The sequence below is a fragment of the Gimesia alba genome, assembly GCF_007744675.1.
In the GTDB taxonomy this organism is placed as follows: domain Bacteria; phylum Planctomycetota; class Planctomycetia; order Planctomycetales; family Planctomycetaceae; genus Gimesia; species Gimesia alba.
Genome location: NZ_CP036269.1, coordinates 2,479,646 through 2,492,306, shown reverse-complemented (window position 1 = coordinate 2,492,306; position 12,661 = coordinate 2,479,646). Strand labels below are relative to the sequence as shown.

The 12,661-nt window shown below is 50.9% G+C and carries 10 protein-coding genes, 11 tRNA genes and 1 pseudogene; 5 read left to right on the top strand and 17 right to left on the bottom strand.

Annotated elements, in window-relative coordinates; translation table 11 throughout:
• Positions 1-95 precede the first annotated feature (95 nt).
• Together Pan241w_RS09360 and Pan241w_RS09355 are read left to right on the top strand one after the other, a co-directional pair.
• Positions 96-992 carry a LysR family transcriptional regulator gene (locus tag Pan241w_RS09360; protein ID WP_145214203.1) on the top strand — a complete coding sequence of 299 codons (897 nt, stop codon included), beginning with the start codon at positions 96-98 and terminating at the stop codon, positions 990-992.
• A gap of 242 nt (positions 993-1,234) precedes the next feature.
• A pseudogene (locus tag Pan241w_RS09355) lies at positions 1,235-2,672 on the top strand (catalase).
• A 63-nt stretch (positions 2,673-2,735) separates the two neighbouring features.
• Here Pan241w_RS09355 and Pan241w_RS09350 read toward each other — a convergent pair.
• The 16 genes from Pan241w_RS09350 to Pan241w_RS09280 form a co-directional block, all read right to left on the bottom strand.
• On the bottom strand, positions 2,736-3,518 hold the full coding sequence (locus tag Pan241w_RS09350; RefSeq protein WP_145214200.1) for an RNA ligase family protein: 783 nt from the start codon (positions 3,516-3,518) through the stop codon (positions 2,736-2,738).
• An 87-nt stretch (positions 3,519-3,605) separates the two neighbouring features.
• Complete coding sequence (locus Pan241w_RS09345; protein ID WP_145214197.1) at positions 3,606-4,169, bottom strand: 2OG-Fe(II) oxygenase; 564 nt, start codon at positions 4,167-4,169, stop codon at positions 3,606-3,608.
• A 225-nt stretch (positions 4,170-4,394) separates the two neighbouring features.
• Positions 4,395-4,477, bottom strand: a tRNA-Leu gene (locus Pan241w_RS09340).
• Between the two features lie 111 nt (positions 4,478-4,588).
• Positions 4,589-4,666 (bottom strand) — tRNA-Leu (locus Pan241w_RS09335).
• A 9-nt stretch (positions 4,667-4,675) separates the two neighbouring features.
• A tRNA-Asp gene (locus Pan241w_RS09330) sits at positions 4,676-4,750 on the bottom strand.
• Positions 4,751-4,763: 13 nt separating this feature from the next.
• Positions 4,764-4,837, bottom strand: a tRNA-Leu gene (locus Pan241w_RS09325).
• Positions 4,838-4,854: 17 nt separating this feature from the next.
• Positions 4,855-4,925, bottom strand: a tRNA-Trp gene (locus tag Pan241w_RS09320).
• A 33-nt stretch (positions 4,926-4,958) separates the two neighbouring features.
• Positions 4,959-5,033 (bottom strand) — tRNA-Asn (locus Pan241w_RS09315).
• Between the two features lie 39 nt (positions 5,034-5,072).
• Positions 5,073-5,147, bottom strand: a tRNA-Pro gene (locus Pan241w_RS09310).
• Positions 5,148-5,158: 11 nt separating this feature from the next.
• A tRNA-Gly gene (locus Pan241w_RS09305) sits at positions 5,159-5,229 on the bottom strand.
• A gap of 33 nt (positions 5,230-5,262) precedes the next feature.
• Positions 5,263-5,335 (bottom strand) — tRNA-Thr (locus Pan241w_RS09300).
• Positions 5,336-5,358: 23 nt separating this feature from the next.
• Positions 5,359-5,430 (bottom strand) — tRNA-Lys (locus tag Pan241w_RS09295).
• A 75-nt stretch (positions 5,431-5,505) separates the two neighbouring features.
• Positions 5,506-5,578, bottom strand: a tRNA-Glu gene (locus Pan241w_RS29345).
• Positions 5,579-6,007: 429 nt separating this feature from the next.
• Positions 6,008-6,754, bottom strand: a complete 747-nt coding sequence (locus Pan241w_RS09290; RefSeq protein ID WP_145214194.1) for a creatininase family protein — start codon at positions 6,752-6,754, stop codon at positions 6,008-6,010.
• 33 nt (positions 6,755-6,787) lie between these two features.
• Positions 6,788-7,444: a hypothetical protein gene (locus Pan241w_RS09285; protein ID WP_145214191.1), complete on the bottom strand. Its 657-nt coding sequence runs from the start codon at positions 7,442-7,444 to the stop codon at positions 6,788-6,790.
• Positions 7,441-7,929 (bottom strand): RNA polymerase sigma factor, encoded by a 489-nt coding sequence (locus Pan241w_RS09280; protein ID WP_198000429.1) that lies wholly within the window; start codon positions 7,927-7,929, stop codon positions 7,441-7,443. Before Pan241w_RS09280 ends, Pan241w_RS09285 begins: the two co-directional genes overlap by 4 nt.
• A gap of 247 nt (positions 7,930-8,176) precedes the next feature.
• On the opposite strand from Pan241w_RS09280, the gene Pan241w_RS09275 reads away from it, so the two are divergent.
• The 3 genes from Pan241w_RS09275 (at position 8,177) to Pan241w_RS09265 (ending at position 11,446) form a co-directional block, all read left to right on the top strand.
• Entirely contained in the window at positions 8,177-9,514 is a 1,338-nt protein-coding gene (locus Pan241w_RS09275) for a Gldg family protein (protein WP_145214185.1), read from the top strand.
• Positions 9,515-9,530: 16 nt separating this feature from the next.
• Entirely contained in the window at positions 9,531-10,880 is a 1,350-nt protein-coding gene (locus tag Pan241w_RS09270; protein WP_145214182.1) for a right-handed parallel beta-helix repeat-containing protein, read from the top strand.
• A gap of 68 nt (positions 10,881-10,948) precedes the next feature.
• Entirely contained in the window at positions 10,949-11,446 is a 498-nt protein-coding gene (locus tag Pan241w_RS09265; RefSeq protein WP_198000428.1) for a hypothetical protein, read from the top strand.
• Positions 11,447-11,452: 6 nt separating this feature from the next.
• Here the strand turns inward: Pan241w_RS09265 and Pan241w_RS09260 are convergent, their stop codons facing one another.
• Positions 11,453-12,547: a prenyltransferase/squalene oxidase repeat-containing protein gene (locus tag Pan241w_RS09260; protein ID WP_145214175.1), complete on the bottom strand. Its 1,095-nt coding sequence runs from the start codon at positions 12,545-12,547 to the stop codon at positions 11,453-11,455.
• Positions 12,548-12,661: the final 114 nt, after the last annotated feature.

Sequence of the window (12,661 nt, the reverse complement as noted above, 5' to 3'; positions counted from 1 at the left end):
CCAGCTCCTGCCTGAGCAGGTATATTATTACCTTCACACATTAGAAAGACCAGCACTATAATCTAGATGCATCACATATTACAGAGGAACCTTCAATGGAAGTCGACCAGCTACGCTATTTTCTCCGTGTCGCCGAACGCGGGAATTTTACCCGGGCATCCGAAGAATTAATGATTTCCCAGCCTGCTTTGAGCCGTTCGATCCAAAAACTGGAGGATGAACTGGGGCAACCCGTCTTTGAACGAAAAACGCGTTCTCTCGCATTGACCGATGCAGGCGTACTTTTACAGTCTCGCGCGCAACAGATTTTGACGCTCATCGAAGACACCAAAGCCGAAATCTCAGACGATGGCCATACAGGCCAGATTCGCGTCGGCGCCATCCCCACCATCGCCCCTTACTTCCTGCCCGATTTTCTTCGCCAGTTCTCTGCCGAATTCCCCGAGGCCACCCTGATCGTTCAGGAAGAAACCACCGACAAGCTGCTCCATAGTTGTACGCAGGGAGAAATCGATCTGGCGATTCTCGCGTTACCGGTCCCTGCCCGCTACCTGGAAGTAGAAGAACTGTTTCAGGAAGAACTCCTGTTAGTAATGCCGCCGGAGCATCCCCTGGTTGAGAAAACGCAAATCCGCCTGGCCGACATCAAGCCGTTTCCATTCGTCCTGCTGGATGAAGCGCACTGCCTGTCTGATAATATCGTTTCTTTCTGCCGCCAGCGTTCGTATCATCCCGTGGCCGTCGAACACACCAGTCAACTGGCAATGGTCCAGGAACTCGTCTCGCTTTCTCATGGCATTTCGATGGTCCCGCAAATGGCACGCGAGCGGGACGAAACCAACCGCCGCATCTATCGCTCGTTGAGTGGAACCAAACCGATCCGCAAAATCGCCGTGATGTGGAATCCCTACCGCTTTCAAAGCCAACTGCTGGAAACCTTCAAAGACCGCTTGCGCGTTTATACGCAAAAACGCAAAAAACAGCAGAAATGACTTCGATTTTTTGAGTCACAGATAGAACTCCCCCCTTTGCTTTCAGAGACAGTGCGTCTGGTCCACTATGCCTTGAGGGTATGACACCTATCTAAAGAATGCATTAGACATCTTCAATCTTGCCCTCTATAGTTCATTCACAACGAACATTTGACCGATACACTATAATCAGTCCGATCCGATTCCAATCTTCGTCCGCCAGGATGACGCGATATCTGAAGCATATTCAAGGAGCAGAGACCATGACCAAGAAACCAACGCTCACCACCACAGGTGGTGCCCCCATCGCCGATAATCAGAATTCTTTGACCGCCGGCCCACGTGGTCCTGTTCTGCTGCAAGATTATCAGTTGCTAGAAAAGCTCGCGCATCAAAACCGAGAACGGATCGCCGAACGCGTCGTGCATGCCAAAGGCTGGGGCGCATGGTACATTGACGATCGAACACGACATCAGTAAATACACGAAAGCCAAAGCGCTGCAACCCGGAATCCGAACCGACATGATTGCCCGCTTTTCCACCGTTGCCGGCGAAGCGGGTGCCGCCGATGCCGAACGCGACGTGCGCGGCTTCGCGCTCAAATTCTACACCGAAGAAGGCAACTGGGATCTGGTCGGCAACAATACGCCGGTCTTCTTCATCCGAGATGCTTATAAATTCCCCGACTTCATTCACACTCAGAAACGCCATCCCAAAACCAACCTGCGGTCTCCCACCGCGATGTGGGACTTCTGGTCGCTCTCGCCGGAATCACTGCACCAGGTCACAATCCTGTTTTCCGACCGCGGCTTGCCCGTCGGCGTGCGAAATATGAACGGCTACGGCAGCCACACCTACAGTTTTATTAATGAAAAGGACGAACGCTTCTGGGTCAAGTTCCACTTCAAAACTCAGCAGGGACACAAGCACTGGACGAACACAGAAGCCGAACAGGTTGTCGGCAAGACGCGCGAAAGCACGCAGGAAGATCTGTTTTACGCCATCGAAAAAGGCGAATTCCCAAAATGGAAGTTCCAGGTGCAAATCATGCCGGAAAGCGATGCGGACCAGACACCTTATAATCCGTTTGACCTGACCAAAGTCTGGCCGCACAGCGATTACCCCTGTATCGATGTCGGCACTATGGAATTGAATCGCAACCCGGAAAACTATTTCGCGGAAATCGAGCAGGCCGCCTTCTCGCCTTCGAATACGGTTCCCGGTATCGGCTTTTCTCCCGACAAGATGCTGCAGGCCCGCGTCTTCTCCTACGCCGACGCGCATCGGCACCGTCTGGGAACCCACTACGAAGCGTTACCCGTCAACGAACCCAAGTGCCCCGTGCATCATTATCACAAAGATGGTGCGATGCACTTCAAATCGAACGGCTGTCCCGTCGACGCCTATTACGAACCCAACTCCTTCAATGGTCCCGTAGAAAACCCGGATGTCGCCGAACCGCCGTTAAAAATTTCGGGCGACGCCGCCCGCTACGATCATCGCGAAGGCAACGACGACTATTCTCAACCCCGCGCACTGTTCCAGTTATTCGACGACGGCCAGCAAGCCCGACTCTTCTCCAACATCGCCGCCGCGATGCAGGGCGTGCCACAGGAAATCATCGACCGCCAGCTCAAACATTTTGAGTTGGTCGATCCGGCGTATGCAGCCGGTGTGCGGGATGCGTTGAAAGCATCCTGAATAATCAGAGTCTAAGACAAAATCTCCCCTGCCGACGGTATCCTGTCAGCAGGGGATTTCTGTTTAAGAGCCCTTTTTTCGGGCTTCACGTTTCTGATGACGCGCGTAATCTTCGAAACGGATTTTTGCGATCCGACTTCGATCGGAAGTACGCACGACCAGACCTTCCGGCTTCCCGCCTGCTTTGGCATCCAGCGACACTAAAGTAGCGGGAATCATGGATTGCAACCATGCATGCGTCTCGTCAATCGTAATGGGCAGTGTTTCCCGAATTGGAATTCGAGGCGTTAGCTCCATTTGCAGCGTCCTCGCCAACTCGGACAGTTCCCGTTCATTCAGAAACGTCTGACCGGCATTCTCACGCCAGGCAGCAATCGCTTCCAGATTGGCATCGAGATGCTCCACAGAAACTCGACTCACATCGAAAACCCGATAACCGAATTCCCGTTTACTTGTGTACTGCTTCGCTGCAGCCGTCGTTTTGCCACCATAGGTTTCCAGATACACGACGGTGATCACATCTGCTGGAGTTGAGAAAGCAGAGACAATGCGCTCTGCTGTCTGCTTCAGCGTTTCTACAATGCCCAGTGCAGGATTGTGAATCAGATCGCCCCGCGCATGCAGCAGTTCTTCCCGACTGCCGATCAGATAGAAACCATCCGGCATCAGGATGATCCGGCTGTTCGTACCATCCACCTTTTCCGTGGCAATCAAATCCTGACCGTCGAATTCAACAGTATCTTCCAACAGCGCGCCCCGCTCACCCAGTGTGTGATAAGTGGGGATTGAAGGATATTTCGTCGCGCTGTTCAGTTTTCTCAGATCCAGTTCGCGTGTGACTCGCATTTTTCATCCTATTCCAAGTTCTTATATATTCATTTTTTGCACCCGTAAGATATCAAAGCATCTCTTCAACAATCTGCGAACACTCATTTAGGTTGCTAGTACCTCAAAAATCACATCGGAACGCAGCGCATACTTGACGCCTGTTTCAACTCGGTTTCCGCAATGATACAGTTCGTGAGGAAACACAACAGCCAGACCGGTTTCCGGAGTGACCATGGTATGATCAAAGGTTGTTTCCCCGCCGGTATACGCATCATTGAGATAAAACAGAACCGTGTAAAATGTTCGGCGTGTTTCACTCCACTCAAACGCAAAGTCTTCATGCCGCCGGAATTGCTCGCCGGGGAGATATTTGTAACAGCGCAAGACTTCATTCAAGCCACACGATTGAAATTGCTCCACAGGCGCATGCAGGTGCGGATAGGGACTGAAACCGTCGGTATAAGTGTCGGACAAGTCCGGCACATGAGATTGAATGCGTTCCCAGTAAGACTGCGCCAGTTCCCGATCTTCAAAGACACAGCGGGCGCGCACCACCCGGTCACGATCTCCCGAGAGTTGTTCCCGAAAGCCCTCTGATTCCAGGCGCTCGATGAGCGCGGTGCATTCTGCTTTGCTGAGAAAGTTTCTCAATTGGATGATCCGTCTCATGATTTCCTCCGCCCTCTTGATCAGAAGCAATTAACATTAATAAAAAAGTGGACCGGATGGGAATCGAACCCAACACACCGACTTTGCAAAAGTCAGTCGCCCCCAAGGTACATGCCAGCCCTTAAAATAATAAACCGCGAAAAAAAATAGCAGAGCCCGGTAACGATCCGGGTGGTCCAACCTTATGAGAGTCGGCTGGGCACCTGCCCCTCTGCGTCAAAAAAGTAGCCAAGGCGAGATTCGAACTCGCAATCCCCGTGGGAACGACTTTCTGAGAGTCGCGCGTCTACCAGTTTCGCCACTTGGCCATATTTCAAAGTGCGTTGGGACGGAGTTGAACCGCCACAGCGTGAAGCGGGTGGGTTACAGCCACTTGGGCTCGCCAATGCCCAGCCAACGCAGTTTATGAAAGGTGTCAGTAGCGCGGGCGGGAGTCGAACCCGCAGACAATCACGAAATTTTAAGTTTCGTTGCTTTACCAGTTTGCATACCGCGCCGGATTTAAGCGTCCCCGATGGGATTTGAACCCACGACCTTCTGCGTGACAGGCAGACGAGCACTCCGGACTGCTCCGCGAGGACGTATTGTTTTCAGTAGCTCGAGTGGGATTCGAACCCACAGCATCTTTGGTTCTAAACCAAAGTGGTCTGCCAGTTGCCTACCGAGCCGGATTAAATCTACTAAGCACGCCCCCAAGGATTTGAACCCTGATCCACCGGGTTGGAACCGGTAATGCTGCCGTTACACCAGAGGCGTCTGTTTGGGAAAAAATCGCTCCTTTCCCTCAAGCTGCGGTGGCAGGAATCGAACCTGCGTCAAAGCGATTAACAGTCGCCCACCCGTACCAACACGAGTACCACCGCATTATTGATTTTCTCTTTTCTCATCCCGCGATTCGCGGAGTCAGGGTGACTGGATTTGAACCAGTGGTCTCGTGCTTCCAAAACACGCGGGTTAGCCAGACTTCCCCACACCCTGTTAAAATTAAGAGCGCCCAGCGGGAGTCGAACCCGCACTTCCGCCATGGCAAGACAGTAGGCTGCCGTTACATCATGGGCGCTGATTGGTTTTCCTATTTTCAAAATTACCAAAGAGCCTCCGGTGGGAGTCGAACCTACGTTGTCGCATTACAAGTGCGATGTCTTACCAACTTAGACGACCGAGGCCGAGTTTTATTCGAATTTCAAAATGAGGTCGGAGGGACTCGAACCCCCACCTGACTGGTTAAAAGCCAGTAATGCTGCCATTACACCACGACCCCGAAAGGAGACGGGGGCCGTGCGTTTAGAATGAAATACAGAATCCATGACATTAACTCCTTAATCAAAAACGAAAGTGACCCGTGTGGGATTCGAACCCAACCTACCCGACGTGAAAGGCCGGTAACCTCACCAGAAGTTGAACGGGCCGAGTCAAGTACGTACCCCGATCGCAGAGCGATCAAAGCAGTACAAAGATGTTGTAAAATTAATTTCGCTGTTTGCGAAAGACACGAAAAAACCCGCTGCCTTGCGACACCGGGTGATTGAAAGGTTCTCCAATTCAACCAGATGTCAACAGCGCAACCCGAGCATGAGCAATGTTTCAGCCGGGAGGCCGGCATTCAAATCGCTTTTCGCATTGGCTTCGAAATTGGTTGAAAGCAGATAAACAAACATGGAAGATGAAATCCCGTAGTTTTAAAAAGTGTTCGGTGTTTTATAAACGGTCTGCCTACATAGAGGCGTGATCAAGAAAACGGTTCGCCTGTTTTTGAAACATTCTCATATTTTTTATGATGCGCGAGGGATCTGTTTTATTTCAGAAAACTTGAGATTAATTTTGAAAATTGAAAATTCCTAATACGTCGGGTACTGTTGTGACAGCTCCAGCAACTCCTGCAGATAGCGAACCGAGTGCTCTATGACCGCCTGTTTAAAGACTTCGCCTTTGGCCGCGGTCGCCTGTGTCGGATGCCCCGTGTGCCCTTCTCCGCTAGAGAGCGTTTTCATCGACCACATGTCCTGCAGGGGCGCTTTAAAATGGGGAGTGGGATTATCGACTCGTTCTTCTTTCACATGTTCGGGACAAAGCGCTAACATTAACGAAGTTTCGACATCGCCACAGTGCACTTCGAACCCATGAGCAAACTGCTCATAGACAGATTGAGGGACCTGCTCCCAGGGATTGAGATAAAACAGATGGCACAGTTGTTTCTCACAATTCAATTCCCGAATGATCGGTTTGAGAATAAAATTTCCTCCATGCCAGGGGCAGACAATCAATTTCTGAATCCCGGATTGAGACAGTGAGTCCCAGATATCTCGAATAATGGATCGCATCGTAAGCGGAGTAAAACTGATCGTCCCGCGGTAGCCGGTATTCTCTTCGGAAGAAGATACAGGGAGCGTGGGCAGCAAAAAGACTGAACCGGGCCAGTCGAGCTGCTCCAGAATCGTTCTGGAGAGTTGATTGGCCAGAATCGTATCCGTCGCCAGCGGCAAATGACGCGAATGCTGTTCGGTTGCCCCGATTGGCAAAAAGGCAATTTGAGGCTGCTGCTCTTCCAGCTCAAATGCGGTATTGATATCTGATAAAATTTGCATAATGCGCCATTCTGAAAAACGGAACGTGCGATCCTATCGATCGAGTATTTTTCGAATCTGTTTTGCGATCCCACCAGTTCCTTGAGAAGGTTTGAATTCCTGGATCATGCGTCCGTTCGCATCAGTCAAGGCGATAAATGCAGTTTCACTGCGTCCATCAATAATCGGATTCAGTTTCCATTCCTCAATTCGCTGTTGTGTCTCCGCGCGTGCGGCAGGGTCGCTCAAATCAAATTCCTGCGTTTCAATCGTCGGCTCATCCAGCGATTCCGTCAATTCTCGAAAGACCTGCCCCGTCGCGCGACAGTGCGGACATTGGTTATTATGACTGCGAAATGCGACCAGCCGATATTCTACGGGCGAAGCGAGCGGCTGTTTTTCTGGTTGAACCGACTGCGCTGAAACGGATTTTTTCACATCGGGAATCACTGCACTTTGTTCGGAATCCGTTTCACGATGGTCCACCGGGCTGATCTGCCGGGATTCTGATTTGAAACTGGAAAGCAGCAGACTGACAGTCAGCAACAACATTGCCGCCAGTCCTATTGAAGCCGCGATCGCAATTCGTTTCCAGCGTTTTGCAGCCGCGGCAAACGGAATAGCGTCCAGCAAACGTTCGACCGTTTCGGGCTCCAGTTCCATTTCTGTATAGAAATTTCGAATTTCGGATTCGTACGACGGCTTACTCATTTTGACTCCAGTATCTGATCCAGATCGTAACGTTGCTGGATACGCTGCCTGGCTCTGGAAAGCAGACTCAACACCGTTCCACGCGGCTGCTGTGTCAGCGTGCTGATCTCCTGGGCTGTATAACCTTCCACAACCTGCAGAAATAATACTTCGCGTTCTTCTACGCGCAGGCATGACAGAATTTCTGCCAGATCAATTTTTTGCTCAACGATATTTGTATGCGAAGTGGCAGTATCTGCCACTGATTCACTGGAGAGTGGTTCATTTTCGATCCGCTGGCGTTTTCGCAAACTGTCATAAAACAAATTTCGAATTGCCGCAAACAGATAACTTTTACCGACCAATGTCCCCCGTTGACTTAACACCTTCAAACAGGCCTGCTGAATCAGATCTTCGGCATCGTGTCTGTTATGCGAAAGTGAGACGGCGTAACGATAGCCCGACTGAATCAGCTGTCGATCATCGCTACGTTGATTTTCGGGCACGTTGAAACCATTGATCCTGTGACACGATGTCTGCAGACAGAACCGCAGAGAAATGAAAAACTCAGTTTAACCGCGCTGCTACGACATGTAAAACTGAATTATGACAGAAGTCTCCTCGCATACGTTCTCTCTTTTTAAAAAAACAGAATACCTGCATTTTCTCAAAAAAGCTGCAATCAAAGCCGAACTCAAATCGTTATGCTTTTAGTACACATCTAAAAAATCGGATTCATCAAGGGAATGCTCCATGTCTGTCTGCTTTAGAACCCTGCTGTCGCTGCTACTGTTTGGTTTCACAACCAGCACACTTGTTGCGCAAACAGCAGGACAGAATCTGATTCCCATGCTGGATCTCAAATTGGCTCAGATCTCTGGTAACTGGACTAAAACAGACAGGCAGTTAACCGTTTCCGGAAAAAACGCTCGGCTGATGCTGCCGATGAACGTTGCCGGCAGTTATTCCGTCACGATCGAATTCACCCGAAAGTCAGGAGATCAGTCAATCGGAGTGATACTCCCTGTCGGCTCCCGTCAGTGCCTGTTAAACCTGTCTCTGTTTCAGGGAGAAGCGCACGGCATTGGTCTGATCGACGGCAAACTGGCGCGGAACAATCAGACCACGCGCAAACCAGGCACCTTAAAAAATAATCACCCTTATCGTCTTATCATCGAAGTCGATCTGAACCAAAACAAAGCATCCATCGCTGCCGAGTTGGATGGACGCCCTTTATTCAACTGGCAAGGCAACCCTGAGTCTCTCTCTCTGCACGAGGTCTGGAAACTGCCTCAAACGGATCGGGTGGGGTTATATACCAACGCCGATGTCACGTTCCACAGTCTGCAGTTCACGCGGCTGAGTCCCAACATGCGGATGATCAAACCCGCGGTTGCGAAAAAGGAAGCTCAGAATGCAGCCAACACTCCTGTCCTGCTCTACGACCTGATGCATGGCGAACGACCGGCCGTCGGTCTGGATGAAATGTCCAAGAAACAAAAGTTTCTAGTTCAAAACTCCAGTCAGTCACTAACAGAAGATCTGTTGAAACAAGTAGACCTGCTCTATTTACGGGGACCTGCGAAGGCCTTCTCAAAAGACGAGCAGCAGGCCATCATCCAGTTTGTTCAGAATGGGGGAGCACTCTTGCTGGTGATGGATGAAGAACGACGCATGTCACTTGCACAAACGCAAGTCAATCAGATCCTTGCCCCGTTTGGAATGAAACTGACCGACGATCTTCCCTATCTGCACAACTGCGGCGCGATGGCAAAAGCAGGTTTGATCAATGCGTCTGATCGCGAACTCCCCTATAGTGGCGGCCGCGCGGTTACAGGAGGCACCTCTTTTGCATTTCAACTTGATCAGGCGGGCAAACCGGCAGAAGCGTTTGCCGCATATCAGCAAGTGAAAGAGGGCGGAAAAATTATTGTACTTGCAGAAGGTATGGCGGCAGGCTTGATGGGTACGCAAGAGGGAATCCGTCTGAGCGGTGTCTCCCGAAATCCAGCCCGTACAACCTACTGGGGAAAAGACAGCGTCTTGTTTATGAACGACGTCATCACCTGGCTGTTGAGCAAAAATAAATAATGAATGGAGATGATCATTGAGTCCTAGAAACAGCCTCAGCCTGACAGTCAGTTTCCTGCTACTGGTTTCGAACGTTTCCGTTGCGAAAGACTATTACGTCGCCACAACGGGGAATGACAACTTTCCCGGCACACAGAGTCAACCGTTCCGCTCCATTTCATGTGGGCTGCGAAACGCAAGACAACCGGGAGACGCGGTGATTCTCCGCAAGGGCACTTATCCCCAGTCGCGTTCCATCAACCTGATTTTTTCCGGACGCCCGGGAAAATTGATCACACTGCGCGCCTTCCCGGGTGAAGAAGTCATCATTGACGGACGCCAGACGCCCCCCGATACCAGCTTGATCAATGTGCTCGCGCATCATGTGCAGATCCAGGGGCTGACAGTGCGCAACGCAAGTAAAAACGGGATCTGCCTCTGGGGCCCGGGAAGTCGAATTCATGACGTGAATGTCATCGGAAATCAGATTCAAAACTGCCAGTACAGCAGCATCTACGCCGGTTTTAACAGTCTTGAAGATCCGGTTCGTGATCTTCTGTTCGAAAACAACATCGTTTCCCACTGTGTCCTGATGAATGCGGGAAATCAGCATACCAGCTGGAGCTTCGGTTTGGGTGCCGGGCTTTCAAAAAATATCACGATCAGAAATAACAGGGTTTCCCGCTGCTTCGGCGAAGGGATCGGCCTCTACCTTTCCGACAAAGGCGTCATTGAAGGAAATACGGTCTCTGACAATTTCTCTGTGAACGTTTATCTGGATAATACTACCAACACCCTGGTCAGTCGCAATCTGGTCTACTCGACAAAGGACAAGAAATTTTACCGTTTCGATCACCCGGCGTCCGGCATTCAAATCGCCAATGAAAACTACCGTGGTTATTCTAACCCATCCTCGAACAACACCATCATCGGCAATATTTTAATCGATAATCATTTCGCCATTTATTCAGGCAGTTATCAACGAGGGGGTGGATTAAAGCAGACCCTCATCGCACACAACACCGCGTATGGCTCAACGGGTCCCCTGCTCATGATTGATGCAGACAATGGCCATCAACAGTCCCGCATCATCAACAACATTTTTCAGCAAACAGGCCGCGCCCCTTTAACCAGCATCCAGGAACCACTCGCACAGATTGAATTTCACCACAACCTCTGGTATGGTGGCACGCCTCAACAGGGTGTCCGGGGAGCGGGTGATCTCCTTGCCAACCCGTTATTCAAAAACCCAGGCGGCTATTCGATGGATGATTACCAGTTGCGTCTCACTTCACCCGCCAGAAATACCGGAGTCAGACTGGATGAGCTGAAGCCCTACTTGGGGAATCAAAAGCAGAACACAACCGTGAATCTCGGTGCCCAGTGAACCGAGTCGCTTCGGCTGTGTCAAACAGAAAAGATTTTTTCATCTCATAGATCTCTGATTGCAATACAATGCTCGTGATTCAGCATTTTAAAACGGTTTGGACTCAAAAAACGCGTGGCATGCCGGGAGCGGAAAAACGAAAAAAAGTCCCTCACAAACTGCTTCTACCTGACGCGTCTCACCCCCTTCCGCCAGTCCTACTGCATGAAATCACCGCTTACGAATGGGAAGGCTTTCGGTTGCAGCAAACCACAAAACGCCTTGATCAACTGGAGCAATACTGGTCATTCCAGTTTCAACAGCAGGAACATCATCTGGAAATCTGGTTTACCTACAGCAAAACGGAACATGGCAGTCCTGAGCGAGGAACATACCTGCGCAGAATCTTCGACCTGAAAAAGAATCAGACGGCGGCCTTCCACATCAACGGACGTTTTTCGAATGACACAGGTCAATATTATGTGTCGCACTTTGTGAACCTGGGTTTTGTAAATCGTTTCAACGATAATCTGTTTTTAACCAAAGAACCGGATCACGACGTCGATTTAAGAGCACAGCTCTATTAAAGAAATTTATCGCATCGCCAAGAGCGGCACATTGCGATACGGAAACTGTAATACAATCAGCGCCATCGCGGTTGCATATTCGTCGCCGATATTGGCATCGTGCCAGGCCCCCTCGGGTGATTGCTGTGCCAGCAATTCATCGCGAACGGTCGGATACCATCGATCCCATTCACTTTTCCCAGCCTGCCAGGCGGCATGGGTTGCGTAAAAGCGACCGTAGAAATGGTACTCCGCCAGCTGTCCCGGCGAGAGTTCGAGCGGCGGGTGCGGCTGACGCAGATAGTCACGACCGCGTTGTACGACTTCCTCATCCTGCAGGCCGGCACAGGTCAACGCGACCACCGCTGCTGCGGAGCGGGGAAAGAGTGACTCGGGAGGATCGCTCAATCGATAGCGAAATCCGCCATCCGGATTTTGTGCCCGCCGTAAAAATGCAACACTGTGATCAATGGCAGATCGGGGCACGCCAATACCCGCCTGTCGCGCAGAAAACAGGGCCAGCATCTGACAGGTGGTAATCGAGACGTCGGCATCTTCAGGATCAGAAGTGTAACACCAGGCCCCCTGCTCGTCCTGCAGATTCAAAATCAGTTGTGTGGCTGCTTTTAAGACATGACGCACTTGGGGGTCGAACGACTCACCGAAGACCTGCCCGAGAAACAGCGTGGCAAAGCCATGTCCGTAGAGTGGTGCGTGAGTCTTGATATCTGCTTCGACGATCAAGCCATCATTCTGTGCCCTGCTGGTGAGATACCGGATGCACGCCTGAATCGAAGGGCGATAGCGCCCCGTCATCCCACGGTGTGACAGAAATGCCGTCCCCGCCAGTGCACAGACACCGACATTGCGTGCATAAGAGCCGCGTCTGCCAAACCCGCCGTCGGTTACCTGACGAGATGCAAGCCACCGTAAACCTCGTTCAATCGCAGCCCTTGTTTGCGGTGTTACATGTTCGGGATGTGAAACGGCTGCTTCGACTGGCTTTGCTCCGCACCAGCCGCGCACGGCGGCAAGTCCGCTCCAAAACGCGGCCCCCAATGCAAAACGACGGGAATACTTTGATTCTGAGTCAGAAATTTCAGATGGTTCGTGATGAGGCATAAACAGCTCGATGAAAAATAAGATTGTTATTCTATTCTACGCCCAAGAAAGCCCCCTGATAACAGGTTTCTCCGCAGAAAACTGCGTTGTCGTAAATCTTTTTGAGTTCTGAAT